Genomic DNA, 20,402 nt, shown 5'->3' with positions numbered 1-20,402 from the left:
TGGCTTCTGCTGTGCTGGGGTCTGCCGTCGGCCGGCGCCGCTCAGGCGGGGGCGCCGGCCGGCGACTCGCGCGTCATATCCGTACCCGGGTGACGAGGGCGGGGGTCACTTCTTGCGTACGACGACGAAGTCGGCCAGGGCGATCAGCTGGTCGCGGACCCGCTGGGGCATGTCGACGCCGTCGAGGGCCCGGATGGCGACGGCGTGCTGGCGGCGCGCCTCCTCCGCGGTCCAGGCGCGGCCGCCGGCCGCTTCGATGAGGGCGGCGCGGGCGGCGAACTCCGCCTCGGAGAAGTTCTCGAAGTCGTTGCTCTTGGCGTCGGCGGCGAGGAGTTCGCCGAGTTCCTCGGCGGCGGGGCCGCCAGCGGCGAGCGCGGCGACGACCGGGAGGGACTTCTTGCGCTGGCGCAGGTCGCTCCAGGTCTGCTTGCCGGTGGACTCGGGGTCGCCCCAGATGCCGAGGAGGTCGTCGACGGCCTGGAAGGCGAGGCCGAGGTGGTAGCCGTACTCCTCCAGCTTGTCGGCGGTGCGGTCGTCGGCGCCGCCGAGGACGGCACCGATGGAGACGGCGCAGGCGAGGAGGGCGCCGGTCTTGTTGCCCTCCATCTCCAGGCACTCCTCGACGCTGACGCGCTCGCGGTGCTCGTAGGAGATGTCCTGCGCCTGCCCGTCGATCAGCTTGCGGGTGGCGGTGGTCAGGCGGCGGGTGGCGCGGCCGGCCTCGACGGTGCCGAGTTCCAGCAGGATCTCGTTGGCGAGGGCGAACAGGGCGTCGCCGACGAGGATGGCCTGGGCGGGGCCGTGGACCTTCCAGACGGTGTCGCGGTGGCGGCGCTGCTCGTCGCCGTCCATCAGGTCGTCGTGCAGCAGCGAGAAGTTGTGGACGAGTTCGACGGCGACGGCGCCGGGGATGCCGACCTCGGCGGGGGCGCCGGCGGCCTCGGCGGACAGCAGGGCGAGGGCGGGGCGGACGGCCTTGCCGCCGTCGCCGTCCGCCGGGTTGCCGTGGGCGTCGATCCAGCCGAAGTGGTAGGCGGCGACGGTGTCCATGGGCGCGGCGAGCCGGTCGACCGCGGCGCGGAGCACGGGGGTGGACAGCGTGCGCCCGCGCTCCAGGAGGGCGAGCGTGTCCGCCGCGGCTGCCTGCGCCGCTCCCTTGCCGGCATCCGTGTTCTCGACAGCCGGGTTCCCCGGGTTCACTGGCTCTCCTCTGTTTCCTGTGCGTGCTGCGCTGCCGTTCGTGCTGATGATCGTCATGCCGCCTCCGTCAGGGGGTGGGCGCGGTGGCGGCCGAGCGCGGTGAGCGCGGCGTGCGCCGCGTCCCATCCGCTCCGGACGGCACTCTCCATGGTCGCGGGCCAGCCGGTGGCGGTCCACGCACCGGCGAGATAGAGGCCCGGCGTGTCGGTCTGCGCGCCGGGGCGCAGCCGGCCGACGCCGGGGGCGGGGGCGAACGTGGCGGTCCGCTCCCGGGTCACGAAGAAGTCCCGTACCTTCGCGCCGCGCGCGGCGGGCAGGAGGCGCTCCAGTTCGGGGAGGTACTTGGCGCGCAGGACGGACGCCGGTTCGTCGATGTCGTCCTGGGCGGCGGACTGGGAGACGGCGAGGTACTGGCCGCCGTCGGGCAGTCCGGAGGAGTCGGTGCGGTCGAACACCCACTGGACGGGGGTGCCGAGGGCGGCGAAGAAGGGCTGCCGGAGCACCTTGCGGTCGTAGACGACGTGGACGTTGAGGATCGGCGCGGTGCCGATGTCGAGGAGCCGGTCGGGGTCGGCGAGGGCGCCGGGCGGGAGGAGGGCGTGGGCCTCGCGCTGGGGGACGGCGAGGACGACGGTGTCCGCGTCGAGGGTGCCGCCCTCGGTGGCGACCTGCCAGGCGCCGTCCGCGGTGCGGGTGAGCGAGGCGGCGCGGGTGCGCAGTTCGGTGCGCACGCCGGCGGCGTCGAGGGCGGCGCGGGCGAGGGTGTCGTGCAGGTGGCCGAGGGGGACGCGGGCCCAGCCGATGTCTGCGGCGCCGCTGCCGGAGAGCAGGCCGGTCTTGAAGACCATGGCGGCCAGGCCCAGGGAGGAGCGGTCGGCGGTGGCGTTGAGGGTGGCGACGCCGATGAGGTCCCACAGGGCCTCGACGGTGCGCGGGCTCTGCCCGTGGCGGCCCAGCCAGGTCGCGAAGTCGACGCCGTCGAGGGCCGGGTCGGCGGGGTCGAGGCGGCCCAGGGCGAGGGCGGCGCGGCCGACTCCGGCGCGTTCGGCGGGCGTGAGGTGGGGGTAGCGGGCGAGTGAGGCGGCCAGGTGCAGGGGGACGGGCAGGGCGTTGCGGCGCAGCCGGCCGAGGCGGGGGCCGCGGGGGTGGGCGACGTCGAGGACGGGGACGTCGAGCCGGTCCTGGAGCGGGGCGAGGGCGGCGCCGCCGACCCGGTCGAGGAACCACCGGTAGGCGGTGCAGCAGCGGAGGTAGACGTGCTGGCCGTTGTCGACGGTGAGGTCGCCGCGCTTGAAGGAGAACGCGAGGCCGCCGAGGCGGGGGCGGCCCTCCAGGAGGGTCACCTGGAGGCCGGCGTCGGCGAGTTCGAGGGCGGCGGTGGTGCCGGCGAGGCCGCCGCCGACGACGACGGCGCGCGCGCCGGCGGCGCGGGCGGGGTCCGGGGAACCGGTCGTGGGGGTCATCGCGTGCGCCTCCGCGTGCTCTGGCGGGCGATGGTCCGCGCGTCGAGGCCGGACAGGCCGCGCACGGCGACGTACGCCTTCTCGTGGGTGGGCAGCGAGACGCGGCCGCGCAGGACGGCGTCCGGTTCGCGTTCGATGCGGTCCAGCAGGCGGCGGTAGATGCCGGCCATCGCGGCGACGCAGGCCCCGCTGCGGCGGTCGAGGAGCGGCAGCAGCCGGTAGCCCTCGGCGAACAGGGCGCGGGCGCGGCGGACTTCGTGGTGGACGAGTCCGGCGAAGTCGGCGGAGGAGGGGAGCCGGCCGGTGCGGAAGCCGGCCGGGTCGCAGCCGAACTTGGCGAGGTCTTCGGCGGGGAGGTAGGTGCGGCCGTTGCCGGCGTCCTCGCGGACGTCGCGCAGGATGTTGGTGAGCTGGAGGGCGAGGCCGAGGGTGTCGGCGTACGCGGAGGCGTGCTCGGCGCGCGGTCCGGCGCCGGCGGTGGTGCCGAAGACGCCGAGGGAGAGCCGGCCGATGGCTCCGGCGACGCAGCGGCAGTAGGCCTTCAGGTCGTCCCAGGTGGCGTAGGTCTCGCCGCGGACGTCCATGAGGACGCCGTCGATGAGCTCGTCGAGTCCGCCGAGGGGGATGGGGAAGCGGCGGGCGGCGTGGGCGAGGGCGACCGCGACGGGGTCGGTGTCGTCCTCGTCGACGGCGCCGGAGCGGACCCGGCCGAGCAGGGCGCGGGTCTCCTCCAGGCGGGCGTACTTGGCGTCGGGCGGCAGGGTGCCGTCGCCGATGTCGTCGACGCGCCGGGAGAAGGCGTAGAGCGCGGACATGGCCTGCCGCTTGTCGGCGGGCAGCAGCCTGATGCCGTAGGCGAAGTTGCGCGCCTGCGTGCCGGTGACGGCCTCGCAGTAGCTGTAGGCAGCCTGGACCTGCGCGGACGGCTCGGTGGTGTGTGCGGAACCCTGCACGGTCGGGCTCACCCCTTTCTCGGCGCGTTGCGCAGGACGGCGGCCACCTCGCGGAGCAGGCCGCTCCTGGTGGGCTTGGGCGGGCCGGGCAGGACGTCGAACCCGGCGTCGGCGACGGCGCGCAGGGCGGCGCGGCCGCCGCCGGTGAAGCCGGCGAGGAGCAGGCGCAGGCGTCCGCGGACGCTGCCGACGAGCGGGGTGCCCTCGTCGAGGAGGTCGCGGGCGCGGGCGGCCTCGTGGGCGATGAGGGAGCGGACGGAGGCACTGGCGGCCGGGGCGGCGAGGTCGGCCTCGGTGACGCGGAAGCGGCGCATGTCCTCGGCCGGGAGGTAGATGCGGTCGCGGCCGAGGTCCTCGGCGACGTCCTGGAGGTGTTCGACGATCTGGAGGGCGGTGCAGATCGCGTCGGAGCGGCGGATCCGCTCGGGGGTGGCGGTGCCGGTGAGGGAGAGGACGAGGCGGCCGACGGGGTTCGCGGACAGCTCGCAGTAGGCGAGGAGGTCGCCGTACGTCGCGTAGCGGGTGGTGTGCTGGTCCTGGCGGTTGGCCTCGATGAGGGCGAGGAACGGCTCGGGGGTGAGGCCGTGGTCGCGGACGACGGGCCGCAGGGCCGCGAGGAGCGGGTGGCGGGGCGGGGCCCCGGCGGCGAAGACGCGCCCCAGATCGGCTTCGAGGGCGTCGAGCAGGGCGGGCCGGTCGTCCGCGGCGGCGGGGTCGAGGCCGAGGAGGGCGGCGTCGCGGCCGCCGGGGGCGAGGTCGCCGTCGCCGATGTCGTCGACGAGGCGGGCGTAGCCGTAGACGGCGGTCAGGCCGTCGCGCCAGGCGCGCGGGAGGAACGCGGGGGCCACGGGGAAGTTCTCCGTCCGGGCCTTGTCGAGGGTGGCGCTCGTGTGGGCGTCGGGGGCCGGGGCCGGTCGGGGACGGATGCCGTGCGCCGGGGTCACCGCCCGCCGCCCGCGGCGGGGACGGCCGTAATGCCTGGGGGCCGGAGAATTCCCGTAGCCATTGCCGTCATATCTCCCGTTCTACACTGCCGACCCAATGCATCCTATTTCGGACACGCCGCCGGACTTTCCCCGGGGTGCCCCAGGCCGTTCACCTGCGGGGAATCGTCCCCTCTTGCCGCGATTCAGGACCGCCCCAGCTTACGCTGTACAACGCCGCGGAACGCTCTGGGGTATTCACTGCGCCACCGAATGTCGGGCGTGAAATGTCCCGCGCCGGGCGGTGACATGCGAGGACCCCCGCTGCTCGGCGCGGCGGGGGCCCCATGCCGTCACGTTCAGTGACCGGATGCCTTCTCGTATGCCGAGACCACCTCGTCGGTGGGCCCGTCCATCAGGAGTTCGCCCTTCTCCAGCCACAGGACGCGGCTGCAGGTGTCGCGGATCGACTTGTTGTTGTGGCTCACCAGGAAGACGGTTCCGGCCTGCTGGCGCAGCTCGCGGATCCGCTCCTCGGAGCGCACCTGGAACTTGCGGTCGCCGGTGGCGAGCGCCTCGTCGATCATCAGCACGTCGTGGTCCTTGGCCGCCGCGATGGAAAAGCGCAGGCGTGCGGCCATGCCGGAGGAGTACGTGCGCATCGGCAGGGAGATGAAGTCGCCCTTGTCGTTGATTCCGGAGAAATCGACGATGTCCTGGTACCGCTCGTGGATCTGCTCGCGGCTCATGCCCATGGCCAGGCCGCCGAGGACGACGTTCCGCTCGCCCGTGAGGTCGTTCATCAGGGCCGCGTTGACGCCCAGCAGCGACGGCTGGCCGTCGGTGTAGACCTTGCCGGACTCGCAGGGCAGCAGGCCCGCGATGGCGCGCAGCAGCGTCGACTTGCCGGAGCCGTTGGAGCCGATGAGGCCGATGGCCTCGCCGCGGTAGGCGGTGAAGGACACCCCGCGCACGGCGTGGACCCGGCGGACGCCGGGCGCGTCTCCCTTGCCCCGGCGGAGTATCTTGCTGAGCGCCGCGGTGGCGCTGCCGCGGCCGGAGCTGCCGGTGTTGACGCGGTAGACGATGTGCACGTCGTCGGCGATGACGGTGGGGACGTTGCCCCTGTTGTTCTCAGCCACGGCCGTAACGCTCCTCAGCCTTCCAGAAGTACACGAAGCCGCCGAGGCCGATGACCACGGCCCAGCCGACGGCGAAGGCCCAGACGTGCGGCGGGAGGTTCTCGCTGCCGTAGCCGTCGATCAGCGCGAAGCGGATCAGGTCCATGTAGATGGCCGCGGGGTTCCACTGGAGGACGTCCGCGATCCACGCGGGGCGGTCCTTGAGCATCTCGTTGATCGAGAACATGACGCCGGAGGCGTACATCCAGGTGCGCGTCAGGAACGGCATCAGCTGGGCGAGGTCCGGGGTCTTGGCGCCCATGCGCGCGAAGATCAGCGCGAGGCCGGTGTTGAAGACGAACTGGAGCACCAGGGCGGGGATCACCAGCAGCCACGACAGCGAGGGGTAGCTGCCGAAGACGACCGCGACGACCAGCACGACGATCATCGAGTACATCAGCTGCTGGAGCTGCTGCATCGAGAAGGAGATCGGCAGGGAGGCGCGCGGGAAGTGCAGGGCGCGGACCAGGCCCAGGTTGGACGGGATGGCCCGCACGCCCGCCATCAGCGAGCTCTGCGTGAAGGTGAAGACGAAGATGCCGATGACGAGGAAGGGGATGTAGACGCCCTTCTCCATGCCGCGGCCCGCGTTCAGGATGAGCCCGAAGATCAGGTAGTACACGAGCGCGTTGAGCAGCGGGGTCGCCACCTGCCACAGCTGGCCGAGCTTGGCCTGGCTGTACTGGGCGACCAGCTTGGCCCGGGAGAACGCCATGATGAAGTGGCGCCGCTCCCAGAGCTGCCGCACGTAGCCGGGCAGGCTGGGCCGGGCACCGCTGACGGACAGGCCGTACTTCCTGGCGAGCTCAGCGGGGGTCAGCCCCGCGTCTTCGGACGGCGGCTTGCTCGTGGCGAGGGCGCCATCCTGGGTTGTGTCACTCACAAGTTGAAACTTTCCGTCTTCAAGATGCGGCAGAGGCGGACCACGGACGAGAGGCGCTCTGCCCCTGGTCGCGCCATGTTCTCAAACGCCAGCGTGTCAGATGACAGGCGGTCGACCCAGCCGGGTCAGCCGCCAGACCGTACGCCACCTCATCGGGCGCCGGGGACCGCAGGGGGTGGTCCAGCCCTCCTTGAAGCCGCCGAACCACGCCTTGAGCGCCGGCCCGGAGGGCCTGCGCAGGAGCGTCAGCAGCAGCCAGACGCCCACGTAGACCGGGACCAGCGGGAGGGGCAGGTTGCGGCGGGCGAGCCACACCCTGTTACGGGCCACCATACGGTGGTAGACCGCGTGCCGGGAGGGGGCGGTCGCCGGGTGCAGCAGCACCATGTCCGCCCGGTAGTCGATCATCCACCCTGCGTCGAGGGCCCGCCAGGCCAGGTCGGTCTCCTCGTGGGCGTAGAAGAACTCCGCCGGGAGGGCGCCGACCTGCCCGAAGACCGCGGTCCGCACGGCGTTGGCGCCGCCGAGGAACGTCGTGACCCGGGAGGACCGCATCGGGTCCGAGGCCCGCAGCCGGGGGACGTGCCGCCGCTGCGTGGTGCCGGTCTCCGGATCGGCGATGCGGAAACTCACAATGCCGAGCCGGGGGTCCTCCGCGAAGGCGCGGCGGCACAGCTCGGCGGTGTCGGTGCGCTCCAGCAGCCCGTCGTCGTCGAGGAAGAGCAGGATGTCGACGTCGCTGCCGCCGGGGCCGAAGGCCTCGATGCCGACGTTGCGGCCGCCGGGGATGCCGAGGTTCTCGGGCAGGGCGACGGTGCGCACGCCGGCCGCGGGGTCGGCGAACGCGGCGGGGTCGAAGCCCTGGCCGACGACGACGGTCTCGACCCGGTCGCCCTCCTGGCGGGCGACGGAGTCGAGGAGCGCCTTCAGCTCGTCGGGGCGGTTGCCCATGGTGATGACGACCGCGCCGACGCGCAGCGGGGCGCTCACCGCAGCCTGCTGGAGGCGAGGACGGACACCAGGTGGAGCACCGTCTGCAGCAGTGCGATGCCGGCCAGGACGGCCACGCCGAGGCGGGTGAAGTACAGGTCGCCGTTGACGTGGTCCAAGACGGCCAGCACGAGGATCAGCAGCGAGGCCTCTATGCCGAGGATCAGGCGGTGGAACTTGAGCGCCGCCGCGGCGCGGCGGGCCAGTGCCATGCCGGAGGAGCGGGGCTCGGCGGCGGCCTCCTTGACCGGGGGCAGCCCGCCCTGGTGCCGGGCGACGCCGACCAGGTCGGTCTCCGCCTTGATCAGGACGGCTCCGAGCGCGGCGAGGGTGCCGAGGAAGGCCCACAGCCAGTCGATCCGGCCGCCGCCCCACAGGTCGGCGGCGCGCAGGCCGAGGCCGACCAGGACGGCCGCGTCGCACAGGTAGGCGCCGACCCGGTCCAGGTAGACCCCGGAGAGGGAGTACTGCTTCTTCCAGCGGGCGACCTCGCCGTCGACGCAGTCCAGCAGCAGGTACAGCTGGACGGCGACCACGCCGAGGACGGCGCCCCAGATGCCCGGCACGAGCAGCGCGGGCAGCGCGAGGACGCCCGCCAGGGTCATCACGTAGGTCAGCTGGTTCGGCGTGACCTTGGTGGTGACCAGGAGGCGGGTGATGCGCAGGGAGACTTCGCGCATGTACAGGCGGCCGCCCCAGTGCTCGCCGCTGCGCCGGTCCTTCACGCCCTCCGGGTGAACGACGGGCCGGAGCTCAGCTACGGATGGTCTTGGCATAGTCGGCGTAAGCGTCCCTGATATCGGCGGCGGACAGATTGCGGTGCTCCAGGATCGTGAAGCGCCCGGGGCGGGTCTGGGGTGCGTACTCGACCGCGGCGACGAACTCCTCCACGCTGAAGCCGATCTCCTCGGGGAGCACCGGCAGGCCGTGGCGGCGCAGCACCTCGGCGAAGAGCCCGGACTGCTCGACGGCGCCCCGCAGGTGCATCGCGAAGGCGGCGCCGAGGCCGACCTGCTCGCCGTGGAGCGCGGAGCGCCCGGGGTGGAGCAGGTCGAAGGCGTGGCTGATCTCGTGGCAGGCGCCGGAGGCGGGGCGGGTGTCCCCGCTGATCGACATGGCGATGCCGGTCAGGACGAGGGACTCGGCGAGGACGGTGAGGAACTCGTCGTCGCCGCAGCCGCCCGGGTGGCGCAGCACGGCCTCGCCGGCGGTGCGGGCCATCGCGGCGGCGAGGCCGTCGACGGCCTCGCCGTTGACCTCGTGCGACAGCTCCCAGTCGGCGATGGCGGAGATGTTGGAGAGGGCGTCGCCGATGCCGGCGCGGACGAACCGGACGGGCGCCTGCTTGATCACGTCGAGGTCGATGACCATCGCGATCGGGGTGGGCACGCCGTAGGAGCCGCGGCCGTTGTCGTTGTCGAGGGTCGCGACGGGCGAGCAGATGCCGTCGTGGGAGAGGTTGGTGGCGACGGCCACCATGGGCAGGCCGACCCGCGCCGCGGCGTACTTCGCCACGTCGATGATCTTGCCGCCGCCCAGGCCCACGACGGCGTCGTAGCGGCGGCCCTTTATGTCGTCGGCGAGCTTGACGGCCGAGTCGATGGTGCCGTCGACGACGGCGTACCAGTCGGCGTGCGGCAGCACCGGCTCCAGCTTGGCGCGGAGCACCTGGCCGGAGCCGCCGCTGACGGCGATCGCCAGCTTGCCGGACGAGGAGATCCGCTGGTCGGCCAGGAGGCCGGCCAGGTCGTCCATGGCGCCCCGGCTGATGTCGACGACGACCGGGGAGGGGATGAGCCTCGTCAGTACTGGCATGCGATCGTCCGGCCCTTGGCGAGGTCGTCGTGGTTGTCGATCTCGACCCACCTGACGTCGCCGATGGGGGCCACGTCGATGACGAAGCCGTCGTTGACGAGCTGCTGGTAGCCGTCCTCGTAGTAGAGGTCCGGGTCGCGCTCGAAGGTGGTCTTCAGGGCCTCGGCGAGGGCCTCGGCGGCCTCCGGCTCGATGAGGGTGACGCCGATGTACTCGCCGGTGGCGTCGGCCGGGTCCATCAGCTTGGTGATCTTCTGCACGCCGGCGCCGTCGGCGGTGACGACCTTCATCTCCTCGTCGGCCAGGTTCTTGACCGTGTCGAGGGCGAGGATGATCTTCTTGCCGTTGCCGCGGGCGGCGAGGAGGGTCTCCTCGACGGAGACCGGGTGGACGGTGTCGCCGTTGGCGAGGATCACACCGCGGCCGAGGACCTCGCGCGCACACCACAGGGAGTAGGCGTTGTTCCACTCCTCTGCCTTGTCGTTGTCGATCAGCGTGATCTTCAGCCCGTACTTCGCCTCCAGGGCCTCGCGGCGCTCGTAGACGGCCTCCTTGCGGTAGCCGACGACGATCGCGACCTCGGTGAGGCCCACGGCGGCGAAGTTGCCGAGGGTCAGGTCGAGGACGGTCAGGCTCTCCTCGTCGCCTTCGGGGCCGACGGGCACGAGGGCCTTGGGCAGGGTGTCGGTGTAGGGACGCAGGCGGCGTCCGGCACCGGCAGCGAGGACAAGGCCGATCATGCTGGTTCTCCTTCGTCGTGTACGGCGGGTGCCCCGGAGGAAACCCAGAAGCGGATGCTCTCGGCGAGCACCACGGTTGCCACGGCGACGGCCAGGGCGGTGAGCGCGAAGCGGAAGTCCGCGGCGCGCGTCGCCAGGACGGCGGCCAGGACCGCGGTCAGCAGCACCCGGCCGTCGTGGCCGCCGATCGTCCGCACTAGCCAGTGCGGGGGCGCGCCCGCGTTGCCGCGGATGCGGTAGACCGTGTCGTAGTGATGGTAGGCGACCGCCGCGACCAGTCCGAATGCCGCCGGAAGGGCTCCGGGGACGTCCGCCTTGGCGGCCAGGATCAGCACGGTGGTGTACTCGGCGGCCCGGAAGACGGGCGGGATCAGCCAGTCGAGCGCCCCCGCCAGGGGACGGGCGACGGCGACTCCGGCGAGCACCGCGTAGCCGGCGGCGGCCGCCGCGGTCTGCCAGGCGCCGAAGGGCTGCGCCCAGGCCGTCCACAGCAGGCCGGCCGAGCCGGCCACGGCGGCGGCGAGCCCGGCGGCGGGCGCCGTACGGCCGAGGACGCGGCCCGCGACGCGGGCCGTGAGCTCGGCGACGGGGCCGGTGTCGGCCAGGTCGGCCAGGGCGCGGGCGGCGCGGTCGGTGCGCCGAGCCTTGCGGGTCAGCGAGCGCAGCACGCGGCCGGCCGTGGTGTAGAGCGCGCCGAACGCACAGCCGGCGAGCAGGGCGTAGAAGACGATGCGGGGGGTGGTGAGGGCCGTCAGGACGGCGATCATCGCCCAGCGCTCGCCGATCGGAAGGATGATCATCCGGCGGAGCCAGACGGTCCAGCCGACGCTGTCGAGCCGGTCGGAGAGGGCCGCGGTGGGGCTGGTGTTCGCCGTCGCGTCGTGGTTGGCCTCGTTGAAGGAGAAGTCCACGACGTGCCGGCAGGTCATGAGGATCATCGCGCCGAGCGCGAGGCCCCACACGTCGTCGCCGCCGCGGGCGGCGCCGAGTGCGAGGCCCGCGTAGAAGGAGTACTCCTTCGCCCGGTCGAAGGTGGCGTCGAGCCAGGCGCCCATCGTCGAGTACTGGAGCGAGTAGCGGGCCAGCTGCCCGTCGGTGCAGTCCAGGACGAACGAGACGAGCAGCAGCACGCCCGCGGTGACGTACCCCCAGCGCTCGCCGGTGGCGGCGCAGCCGGCGGCGACGAGCGCGGTGGCCAGCGAGGCGGTGGTGACCTGGTTCGGGGTCAGGCCGCGGCGGGCGCACCAGCGGGCGATGTAGCGCGAGTAGGGGCTGATGAAGAAGGTGGTGAAGAACCCGTCGCGGGACTTCACGGCGGAGCGCAGGCGCACCGCCTCCTCGTCGACGGCCGCGACGGCGGCCTCGGCGGCCTGCCGCTCCGCCGCGGTCGCGGGGACGGCGGCGACGAGGCTGCCCAGCTCGGGCCGCTGGACCGGTGTCCCGGCGGCCTCGACGGCGGCGGCGAGCCGGTCGGCCCAGGGGCCGTCGCCGGCTTCCGTTTCGGGCAGCGCGGCGGCCTTGTCGAGGGCCGCGCGCGCGGCCGGCTGCACGGCGAGGGCGCCGGTCGTGGCGCAGGCGTCGAAGCGCGGGTCGGTCAGCGCGAGGCGCAGCGCGTGGACGTGCCCGACGAAGGCGCTGTCCACGACGGCCACCCGCTGGTCGGCGGGCACGGCGGCGAGGACCGCGGCCGCGTCCGACGGGGCGGCCGCGGTGCGCACGTCGAAGCCGAGGGAGCGCAGCTCTTCCGCGAGCGGTGATCCGGGGACCGGCAGACCGGTGAGGATGACGGTCGACAGACGAACTCACTCCTTGCGGCGATCACGGCGGCAGACGCCGCACGGGGGCGCGGCAGCACGTCGGCAGAGGCTATCGGATGCCGGGAAGGGCGGGCTCACCACCCGTTTGGCACCCCGGGTGCCGGCGGCCCCGGTGTCCGGGCGCCTCGGCGCGATCATCATCGGTGATCGCGCCGAGGCGCGACAAACCCCCGGATGTTAAAGTGGGGCGGCTCACGCCGGCTCCGGCCGGCGGAGCGGCAGGAGGCGGTCCCGCACCGGGCGGACCGCGACGAGGAGCGGCCGTCCTTCGCGGGCGGGCGTAGACCGGTACGGATCGGCCGAGCGGCCGGCGTACGGGTCCGGGGTGTCCGGGAGGTGGGTTGATGGCCGTCGCAGCGGTCGCTGCCGTGCGCAGCGAGCTCCGGTTCCGCCCCCTTTCCCTGCGGGTGCCCGGCCGGGCCTGATCCCACCGATCCGGCCCGTCGGCGGGTGCCCCCTCCCCTTCGAGGGTTCACGTTGACCGACCATTCCGGTTCTCTTTCCGACCACTGCACCCACGCCGAGCTCGTGGAGGCGTTCTTCGCCCTCCACGCGGGCCTGCCCCGGCAGGCCCCCGGCTCCGACGCCACCACCCGGCACCTGCTGTCGCTGTGCGGGCCCCTGCCCGAGCGGCCGCGGATCCTGGATCTCGGCTGCGGCCCCGGCCGCAGCGCCCTCCTCCTCGCGCAGGAGGCCGGCCCGGGCGCCGAGGTGACCGCCGTCGACCTGCACCGCCCCTTCCTCGACGAGCTCCGCTCCGCCGCGGCGGAGCGCGGGCTCGCCGACCGGATCCGCCCCGTCGAGGCGGACATGGCCGCGCTCCCCTTCCCCGCCGGGTCCTTCGACCTGGTGTGGGCGGAGGGCTCGGCGTACATCCTGGGCTTCGACGCCGCGCTCGCGCGGTGGAAGCCGCTGCTCGCGCCCGGCGCCACCCTGGTGCTCACCGAGTGCGAGTGGACCGCGCAGGAGCCCTCCGCCGGGGCCCGCGCCTTCTGGGACCCGCGCTCCCCCCTGCGCCACACCGCCCGCAACCTCGCGGCGGCGCAGGCGGGCGGCTACCGGGTCCTCGGGGTGCACCTGCTGCCCGACTCCGACTGGGCCGCGTACTACGGGCCGCTCGCCGAGCGGATCGCCGGGGCCGAGGCCCGCGCCCGGGCGGGGGACGCCCCCGGGGCGGCGGCCGCGGCGGCGCTGGCCGAGGCCCGCGAGGAGATCGCCGTACGCTCCCGGCACGGGCGCGAGTACGGCTACACCGGCTACGTCCTGCGCCCGGCGGACGCCGGCGGGGCGGCGGCCTGGGCGACCCGGCCGGAGGCCCCCGGGGACGCGGCGGCCGTCCGGGCCGTCAACCTGGCGGCCTTCGACACCCCGCTGGAGGCGGACCTCGTCGACGCGCTGCGCACGGACCCGGCGTGGCTGCCGGGGCTGTCGTACGTGGCGGAGGGCCCGGACGGGTCGGTCGCGGCGCACGCCCTGCTGACCCGCTGCGAGGTCGGCGGCGCGCCGGCCCTCGCCCTCGCACCGGTGGCCGTCGACCCGGCGCTCCAGCGCTCGGGGGCCGGCAGCGCGGTCGTCCGGGCGCTGCTCGCGGCGGCGAAGGAGCGCGGTGAGTCCCTCGTGCTGGTGCTGGGGCACCCGGAGTACTACCCGCGGTTCGGGTTCGCCCCGGCCTCGCGGTTCGGGATCCGGGCGCCGTTCGAGGTGCCGGACGAGGCGATGATGGCGCTGGTCCTCGACGCGGGGGCGCCGCTGCCGCGGGGCACGATCGCCTACGCGGCGCCGTTCGGCGTGTAGCCGGCGGGCCGGGGGCGGCGCGCGGGGGCGGGGTTTCCGCGCGCCGCCCCCGGCCGCTTACCACGCAGCCGGGGCAGACATGCGCGAATCGGCGAAGTGCGGACGAGTGTCGCGCGTGGGGCAGACTGGGGGCCTGAGTCCGAAGCGAAGGATGGGTATGCCGACCACACCAGCCACCGCCGCGAACAGCGCGCCCCACGGCACCGGCACTCAAGAACCGATCATGCTCGAACTGGTCGACGAGTCCGGCAACACCATCGGCACGGCGGAGAAGCTGTCCGCCCACCAGGCGCCCGGTCTGCTGCACCGGGCGTTCTCCGTGTTCCTCTTCGACGAGCAGGGCCGGCTCCTGCTCCAGCAGCGGGCGCTGGGCAAGTACCACTCGCCCGGCGTCTGGTCGAACACGTGCTGCGGGCACCCCTATCCCGGGGAGTCCCCGTTCGCGGCCGCCGCCCGGCGGACGCACGAGGAGCTGGGCCTGTCGCCGTCGCTGATGGCCGAGGCGGGCACGGTCCGCTACAACCACCCGGACCCCGATTCGGGTCTGGTGGAGCAGGAGTACAACCACCTGTTCGTGGGACTCGCGCAGGCGGCGCTGCGGCCCGATCCGGAGGAGGTCGCCGACACGGCGTTCGTGACCCCCGAGGAGCTGGCGAAGCGCCACGCCGAGGTGCCGTTCTCGGCGTGGTTCATGACGGTGCTCGACGCGGCCCGGCCGGCGATCCGCGAGCTGACGGGCGACGCGGCCGGCTGGTAGGCCCGCCGCTCAGTGCGGCGCCCGGGCGGGCGGCACGGCGAGCGGCAGGGCCGCCCAGATGACCTTGCCGCCCGCCGCGGTGTGCTCGACGTCGCAGACCCCGCCGGCCTCCCGGGTGGTCTCGCGGACGAGCAGCAGGCCGCGGCCGCCGGTCTGCCCGAAGTCGGCCTCCAGCGCCTTGGGCCGGTAGGGGTGGTTGTCCTCGACGGCCACCCGCACCCACTCCCTGCCGATCGCGACCTCGACGGCCACCTCCGGGGACAGCAGGGCCGCGTGCCGCACCGAGTTCGTCACCAGTTCGGAGACGATCAGCAGCAGGGAGTACACCAGGTCCCGGTCGGCCGGCACGCCCTGGCGGCCGAGCAGGTCGCGGACCGCACGGCGGGCCTGCGGAACGGATTCTTCAACGGCGGGCACGGTGAACCGCCACACGCCTTCGTACGCGAGCGGACCGGCCGGGGCCTCCGGCTCACCCGCCTCGACCGGCGGGACGCCCCCGCTGACTTCCATCTCCCGGCCCCGTCCTTCGCACTCGATCGTCTCCACTCGTCCAGAGTGGGGAACGGGCGGTGCGGTCCGGACCGCTGACCACAACTCGGCGGGATTCTGCCGCTTTCCGACCGGTGGCGTATGACAGCGTCAGTTGTGCGACTGATCCTGATCCCCTGCGGGGCCCTCCCCGTCCGCTCCCGAATCCCCGCCGCCCTCCTGGCCGACCAGGCGCAGGACGCGTCTCGCCCCCACGCCCAGCGCGATCAGTGCGAGCCCGTCGAAGAGCAGGGCGAGGGAGAAGAAGGTCCCGATCACGTACAGGCTGCTGCTGGGCCAGCTCGCGAGGATCAGCAGTCCCAGCACGATGCCGAAGGCGCCCTGGACGAGCGTCAGCCCGAAGTGCGCGCCCCGCACGACGATCGCGCCGACCAGCCGGAAGACGCCCGCGACGAGGAACAGCAGCGCGGCGAACATCGTCAGCGCCTCGGCGCTGGCCTCGGGCCGGCGCAGCACCACGAAGCCCGCGGCGATGTTGACGGCGGCGACCATGACGGTCAGCCAGAAATGGCTGCTGCCCCGCGACTGCACGGCCTGGACGAGGCCGACGATGCCGCCGACCAGCAGCAGCCAGCCGAACAGGAACATCGAAGTGAGCGTCGCGAGCCCCGCGTACACGAGGCCGACCAGGCCGCCGAGGACCAGGACCGCGCCGAGCACGGCCAGCAGCGCGTAGTTCCGCTTGAGCTTCTTCGTCCCCTTGGCGTCGAGGCCGCCGGGCGGGGGGTCTGCGCCGTCTGCCGGGTCTGCGCCCATGGGCGTGCCACCTTTCAGCGCCCCCCGTCGGACTCCCCGATCATAGGATCGGCCGGCCGGGATAGCATCCGGCGCATGGACGCCGCCCTCCTTCACTCGGTCGCCGACGGGGTCGCCACCGTCGTCATCTCCCACCCCGCGAAGCGCAACGCCATGACCGCGGCGATGTGGCGGGCGCTGCCGGAGCTGCTGGACGCCCTGTCCGCCGATCGGGCGGTGCGGGTGCTGGTGCTGACCGGGGCCGGGCCGACCTTCTGCGCCGGCGCGGACATCTCCTCCCTGGCCGGCAAGGAGGACCCGCAGGCCCTGGCCGTGCGCGCCGAGGAGGCCCTGGCGGCCTTCCCGAAGCCGACGATCGCGGCGGTCCGCGGCTTCTGTGTCGGCGGGGGCAGCCAGCTCGCCGCCGCCTGCGACCTGCGCTTCGCGGAGGAGGGCTCCTCCTTCGGGGTGACGCCGGCCCGGCTCGGCATCGTCTACCCGGCCTCCTCGACGCGCCGGCTCGTCTCCCTCGTCGGCCCGGCCACCGCCAAGTACCTCCTGTACTCGGCCGAGTTGATCGGCGCCGAGCACGCCCTGCGGGCGGGCTTCCTCGACGAGCTGCTGCCGGCCGGGCGGCTGGAGGGGCGGGTCGCGGAGTTCGCCCGCATCCTGACGACGCGCTCGCAGCTGACGCAGGCGGCCGCGAAGGAGTTCGCCGACGGCCGGACCGACCGGGACGCCCACTGGGCGGCCGAGGCCGCAGGGAGCGGCGACACCGCGGAGGGCGTCGCCGCGTTCCTGGAGCGCCGCTCCCCCGCCTTCACCTGGACGGCAGGGGGCTGAGCGCGCGCAGCCGGGCGACCAGGTCCGCCGGCGCCTTCTCCGGCGAGCCGGCGTCGTAGGGCGGCCGGGGGTCGTACTCGATCATCAGCTGGACGGTCTGCGCCTGCTCGTCCCCGGCGAGGCGGCCCACCAGCGCCAGCCCCATGTCGATGCCCGCGGACACCCCGGCGGCCGTGACGTACTTGCCGTCGAAGACGACGCGCTCGCCGGTGGGCCGGACGCCGTACGCCGGCAGCCGGTCCAGGTACAGCCAGTGGCCGGTGGCGCGGCGGCCCTCGAGGAGGCCCGCGGCGGCGAGGATCTGGGAGCCGGTGCACACCGAGGTGGTCCAGGTGGTGGCGGTGTCGACGGTCCGCAGCCAGTCGAGGACGGCCGGGTTGTCCGTCTGGGTCTCGGGCTGCGGGCAGCCGGGGACGACGACGATGTCGGGGCGCGGCACCTCGTCGAGGGCCTTCCCGGCGACGAGGGAGAGCCGGCCGGAGTCGCAGCGCACCGGGCCGGGCCGCTCGGCGACGAACACCGTCTCGGTGCCGGGCAGGTGGGCGAGGGTCTCGTAGGGGCCGACGGCGTCGAGGGCGGTGAAACCGTCGTAGAGCAGGACGGCGATCTGCATGTCTCCTCCGAAGGGGCGCTGGGACGGAAGCGGGATCCGGCCGGCGGCGTGCGGCGGCCGGGTGCGGTCAGTGGCCGAAGCGGCGGCGGTACTCCGCCGGGGGCTGGCCGAGGGTCTTCACGAAGGCGCGGCGCATGGCCTCGGGGGTGCCGTAGCCGCAGGCACGGGCGATCTGGGCCACCCCCTCGCCGCTGTCCTCCAGCAGCCGCCGGGCGTGCTCGACCCGTACGCGCTGCACGTACCGGCCCGGGGTGACCCCGGTCTCGGCCTGGAAGGCCCGCGCGAAGTGCCGCGGCGAGAGCCCCGCGCGGGAGGCGAGCGCCTCCACGCTGAGGTCCTCCCCCGGGTGCTCGGTGATCCAGTGCTGGACCTCGCGCAGCGGCTCCCGCAGCGCCGTCTGGGCGGCGAGCTGCGCGCTGAACTGGGCCTGGTTGCCGGGGCGCCGCAGGAAGACGACGAGGTGCTGGGCGATCGACAGGGCGACCTGCCGGCCGTGGTCCTCCTCGACCAGGGCCAGGGCGAGGTCGATGCCGGCCGTCACGCCGGCGGAGGTGGCGACGTGCCCGTCGCGGACGTAGATCGGGTCGGGTTCGACGGCCACGCGCGGGTGGTCGCGCGCCATCTGCGCGCACGCGGACCAGTGCGTCGTGGCGCGGCGGCCGTCGAGCAGCCCCGCCTCGGCCAGCAGCAGCCCGCCCGTGCACACGGACACGAGCCGCTGCGCGCCACCCCCGTGGGCGCGCAGCCAGGCGGTGACCCCCGGGTCGAAGTCGCGGTAGCGCCCGCCGGGCACGAGCAGGGTGGTGCCGGGGCCCGGCCGCTCGTCCGCCAGGGAGCCGTCCGGTACGAGGGTGAGGCCGCTGCCGGTGCGCACCGGCCGCCCGTCGGCGGACGCGGTCCGTATCTCGTAGCCGGCCCGCCCCGGGAAGTGCGATACCGCGGCGAAGACCTCCACGGGGCCGGTCAGGTCCAGGCTCTGGACGCCGTCGTAGAGGACGGCGAGCACGGTGCGGGGTGACATGGCTCCATGGTGTGATCCCGGCCCGGGCGGCCGCAATGACGTGCTCCCCACCTATCCGGCCATCGGCGGCCGGGCGCCCGCGGCACCGCCCGGGCGGCGGTGCGGGCGCGGATAGGATCGGTGCACCATGACTGCAACCCTCGTCGCCAAGAACATCGGTGCCGCGCACGGCGAGCGCACGCTCTTCGCCGGACTGGACCTCGTCGTCGCCCCGGGCGACGTCATCGGCCTCGTCGGCGTCAACGGCGCCGGGAAGTCCACCCTGCTGCGGCTGCTCGCCGGCCTGGACACCCCGGAGGAGGGCGAGCTGCGGCTCTCCCCGCCCACCGGCACCGTCGGACACCTGCCGCAGGAGCCGGAGCGCCGGCCCGGCGAGACGGTGCTGGAGTTCCTGCACCGGCGTACGGGCGTGGCCGCCGCGCAGGCGGAGCTCGACGCGGCGACGCAGGGCCTGGTGGACGGGGCGGCGGGCGCGGACGACGCGTACGCGACGGCCCTGGACCGCTGGCTGGACCTCGGCGGCGCCGACCTGGACGAGCGCGCCCGGGAGGTCGCCGACGAGCTGGGCCTCGCCGTGGGCCTGGACCTGCCGATGACCGCGCTGTCCGGCGGCCAGGCCGCCCGCGCCGGCCTCGCCTCGCTGCTGCTGTCCCGGTACGACGTGTTCCTGCTGGACGAGCCGACCAACGACCTCGACCTCGACGGTCTGGAGCGGCTGGAGCGGTTCGTCGGCGGTCTGCGCGCCGGCACCGTCGTCATCAGCCACGACCGCGAGTTCCTGGCCCGGACGGTCACCAAGGTCCTGGAACTGGACCTGGCGCAGCAGCAGATCAACCTCTACGGCGGCGGCTACGAGTCGTACCTGGAGGAGCGGGCCCGGGCCCGGGCGCACGCCCGCGAGGAGTACGAGGAGTACGCGGACAAGCGGGCCGCCCTGGAGGGCCGGGCCCTGATGCAGCGCAACTGGATGGACAAGGGCGTCCGCAACGCCCGCCGCAAGGCCACCGACAACGACAAGATCGGCCGGAAGCTGCGCGGCGAGGCCAGCGAGAAGCAGGCGGCCAAGGCCCGGCAGACGCAGCGCGCCATCGAGCGGCTGGAGGTCGTCGAGGAGCCCCGCAAGGAGTGGGAGCTGCGCATGGAGATCGCCTCCTCGCCGCGCTCCGGCTCGGTGGTGGCGACGCTGAGCGCCGCGTCCGTCAAACGCGGGGACTTCGGGCTCGGCCCGGTGAGCCTCCAGGTCGACTGGGCGGACCGGGTGGCGATCACGGGGGCGAACGGCGCGGGCAAGTCGACGCTGCTGGCGCTGCTGCTCGGCCGGCTGGCCCCGGACTCGGGCTCTGCGACGCTGGGTTCCGGCGTGCTGGTCGGGGAGGTGGACCAGGCGCGCGGGCTGTTCCTCGGCGGTGAGCCGCTGCTGGAGGCGTTCTGTGCGGCGGTCCCGGAGACCGAGCCGGCCGACGTGCGGACCCTGCTGGCGAAGTTCGGCCTGAAGGCGGCGCACGTCCTGCGCCCCGCCGCGACGCTCTCCCCCGGCGAGCGGACCCGGGCGGCCCTCGCCCTGCTCCAGGGCCGCGGGGTGAACCTGCTGGTGCTGGACGAGCCGACGAACCACCTGGACCTGCCGGCGATCGAGCAGCTGGAGTCGGCCTTGGAGGCGTACGAGGGGACCCTGCTGCTCGTCACGCACGACCGGCGGATGCTGGAGGCGGTCCGCGTGACCCGCCGCCTGCACGTCGCCGACGGCAAGGTCACCGAGCTCTAGCGTGGGCGAAGGTCGGGAAGCGACGGCCGGGCGGTGGGGCTGTGTGGTCGCGCCCGCGGCCGGACTGGCCACCGGCGTGCTCGGGTCGGTACTGCTGGCAGGCGCTTGGCGGGCGTGTGACGCAGGGGTGAACGGCGCGGCCAACGGGCTCGCGCTGGTCCTCTACGGGGCCCTGCTCGCGCTCGCGGCAGCGGTGTGGTGGGGCGTTCTCATCGGGTTCGCCGGACGCCGGAACCCCACGGTCGCCCTGCTGGGCGCGACGGCCGGCGCCGCGGCCATGGTGTGGATGTTCGTGGCTCTCCTCCAGGTCCCGGCGGGCTACCGATGCCCGTGACTGCCGGAGACTGCGCCTACCGGTCG

20 protein-coding genes are annotated in these 20,402 nt (G+C 74.1%); 5 read left to right on the top strand and 15 right to left on the bottom strand.

The window, feature by feature from the left end; all coding sequences use genetic code 11:
- Positions 1 to 105: 105 nt before the first annotated feature.
- The 11 genes from IE170_RS00230 to IE170_RS00180 form a co-directional block, all read right to left on the bottom strand.
- Entirely contained in the window at positions 106 to 1,200 is a 1,095-nt protein-coding gene (locus IE170_RS00230) for a polyprenyl synthetase family protein (protein WP_373298929.1), read from the bottom strand.
- A 53-nt stretch (positions 1,201 to 1,253) separates the two neighbouring features.
- Entirely contained in the window at positions 1,254 to 2,663 is a 1,410-nt protein-coding gene (gene hpnE / locus IE170_RS00225) for a hydroxysqualene dehydroxylase HpnE (RefSeq protein WP_189807244.1), read from the bottom strand.
- Positions 2,660 to 3,628, bottom strand: a complete 969-nt coding sequence (hpnD, locus tag IE170_RS00220) for a presqualene diphosphate synthase HpnD (RefSeq protein ID WP_189807243.1) — start codon at positions 3,626 to 3,628, stop codon at positions 2,660 to 2,662. Before hpnD ends, hpnE begins: the two co-directional genes overlap by 4 nt.
- Complete coding sequence (gene hpnC / locus IE170_RS00215) at positions 3,625 to 4,542, bottom strand: squalene synthase HpnC (protein WP_229884555.1); 918 nt, start codon at positions 4,540 to 4,542, stop codon at positions 3,625 to 3,627. Before hpnC ends, hpnD begins: the two co-directional genes overlap by 4 nt.
- 356 nt (positions 4,543 to 4,898) lie before the next feature.
- Entirely contained in the window at positions 4,899 to 5,681 is a 783-nt protein-coding gene (locus tag IE170_RS00210) for an ABC transporter ATP-binding protein (protein ID WP_189807241.1), read from the bottom strand.
- Entirely contained in the window at positions 5,674 to 6,603 is a 930-nt protein-coding gene (locus IE170_RS00205; protein ID WP_189807240.1) for an ABC transporter permease, read from the bottom strand. The genes IE170_RS00210 and IE170_RS00205 overlap by 8 nt, the downstream gene beginning before the upstream one ends.
- 96 nt (positions 6,604 to 6,699) lie before the next feature.
- Positions 6,700 to 7,554: a glycosyltransferase family 2 protein gene (locus IE170_RS00200; RefSeq protein WP_223857171.1), complete on the bottom strand. Its 855-nt coding sequence runs from the start codon at positions 7,552 to 7,554 to the stop codon at positions 6,700 to 6,702.
- 35 nt (positions 7,555 to 7,589) lie between these two features.
- Positions 7,590 to 8,369 (bottom strand): CDP-alcohol phosphatidyltransferase family protein, encoded by a 780-nt coding sequence (locus IE170_RS00195; RefSeq protein WP_189807238.1) that lies wholly within the window; start codon positions 8,367 to 8,369, stop codon positions 7,590 to 7,592.
- Positions 8,347 to 9,408, bottom strand: a complete 1,062-nt coding sequence (locus IE170_RS00190) for an iron-containing alcohol dehydrogenase family protein (RefSeq protein ID WP_189807237.1) — start codon at positions 9,406 to 9,408, stop codon at positions 8,347 to 8,349. Before IE170_RS00190 ends, IE170_RS00195 begins: the two co-directional genes overlap by 23 nt.
- Positions 9,396 to 10,148 carry a phosphocholine cytidylyltransferase family protein gene (locus IE170_RS00185; RefSeq protein WP_189807236.1) on the bottom strand — a complete coding sequence of 251 codons (753 nt, stop codon included), beginning with the start codon at positions 10,146 to 10,148 and terminating at the stop codon, positions 9,396 to 9,398. Before IE170_RS00185 ends, IE170_RS00190 begins: the two co-directional genes overlap by 13 nt.
- The gene (locus tag IE170_RS00180) at positions 10,145 to 11,944 is read right to left on the bottom strand and encodes a DUF5941 domain-containing protein (RefSeq protein ID WP_189807560.1); all 1,800 of its coding nucleotides are present in this window, start codon (positions 11,942 to 11,944) and stop codon (positions 10,145 to 10,147) included. Before IE170_RS00180 ends, IE170_RS00185 begins: the two co-directional genes overlap by 4 nt.
- A 498-nt stretch (positions 11,945 to 12,442) precedes the next feature.
- On the opposite strand from IE170_RS00180, the gene IE170_RS00175 reads away from it, so the two are divergent.
- Together IE170_RS00175 and idi are read left to right on the top strand one after the other, a co-directional pair.
- Positions 12,443 to 13,759, top strand: coding sequence for a bifunctional class I SAM-dependent methyltransferase/N-acetyltransferase (locus IE170_RS00175; protein WP_189807235.1), 1,317 nt, complete (start codon positions 12,443 to 12,445; stop codon positions 13,757 to 13,759).
- A 157-nt stretch (positions 13,760 to 13,916) separates the two neighbouring features.
- Positions 13,917 to 14,516 (top strand): isopentenyl-diphosphate Delta-isomerase, encoded by a 600-nt coding sequence (idi, locus tag IE170_RS00170; RefSeq protein WP_189807234.1) that lies wholly within the window; start codon positions 13,917 to 13,919, stop codon positions 14,514 to 14,516.
- Positions 14,517 to 14,525: 9 nt separating this feature from the next.
- Here idi and IE170_RS00165 read toward each other — a convergent pair whose 3' ends face one another.
- A complete protein-coding gene (locus tag IE170_RS00165; RefSeq protein ID WP_189807559.1) occupies positions 14,526 to 15,026 on the bottom strand; it encodes an ATP-binding protein in 501 nt (166 codons plus the stop codon).
- A 129-nt stretch (positions 15,027 to 15,155) separates the two neighbouring features.
- Positions 15,156 to 15,821 (bottom strand): HdeD family acid-resistance protein, encoded by a 666-nt coding sequence (locus IE170_RS00160; protein ID WP_189807233.1) that lies wholly within the window; start codon positions 15,819 to 15,821, stop codon positions 15,156 to 15,158.
- Between the two features lie 75 nt (positions 15,822 to 15,896).
- Here IE170_RS00160 and IE170_RS00155 point away from each other — a divergent pair, with 75 nt between their 5' ends.
- A complete protein-coding gene (locus tag IE170_RS00155; RefSeq protein WP_189807232.1) occupies positions 15,897 to 16,643 on the top strand; it encodes an enoyl-CoA hydratase/isomerase family protein in 747 nt (248 codons plus the stop codon).
- On the opposite strand, the gene IE170_RS00150 is transcribed toward IE170_RS00155, so the two are convergent.
- Positions 16,621 to 17,256 (bottom strand): DJ-1/PfpI family protein, encoded by a 636-nt coding sequence (locus IE170_RS00150; protein ID WP_189807231.1) that lies wholly within the window; start codon positions 17,254 to 17,256, stop codon positions 16,621 to 16,623. The two genes, IE170_RS00155 and IE170_RS00150, sit on opposite strands and share 23 nt — an antisense overlap.
- 67 nt (positions 17,257 to 17,323) lie before the next feature.
- Positions 17,324 to 18,277: a GlxA family transcriptional regulator gene (locus IE170_RS00145; protein ID WP_189807230.1), complete on the bottom strand. Its 954-nt coding sequence runs from the start codon at positions 18,275 to 18,277 to the stop codon at positions 17,324 to 17,326.
- Between the two features lie 127 nt (positions 18,278 to 18,404).
- On the opposite strand from IE170_RS00145, the gene IE170_RS00140 reads away from it, so the two are divergent.
- Complete coding sequence (locus IE170_RS00140) at positions 18,405 to 20,042, top strand: ABC-F family ATP-binding cassette domain-containing protein (RefSeq protein WP_189807229.1); 1,638 nt, start codon at positions 18,405 to 18,407, stop codon at positions 20,040 to 20,042.
- 43 nt (positions 20,043 to 20,085) lie between these two features.
- A complete protein-coding gene (locus IE170_RS00135; RefSeq protein WP_229884523.1) occupies positions 20,086 to 20,376 on the top strand; it encodes a hypothetical protein in 291 nt (96 codons plus the stop codon).
- The last annotated feature ends 26 nt before the right edge of the window (positions 20,377 to 20,402 follow it).

Source organism: Streptomyces toxytricini (assembly GCF_014649915.1).
Lineage (GTDB): Bacteria > Actinomycetota > Actinomycetes > Streptomycetales > Streptomycetaceae > Streptomyces > Streptomyces toxytricini.
The sequence above is the reverse complement of the archived record's forward strand: the minus strand, read 5'-3'. Positions and strand labels throughout refer to the sequence as shown.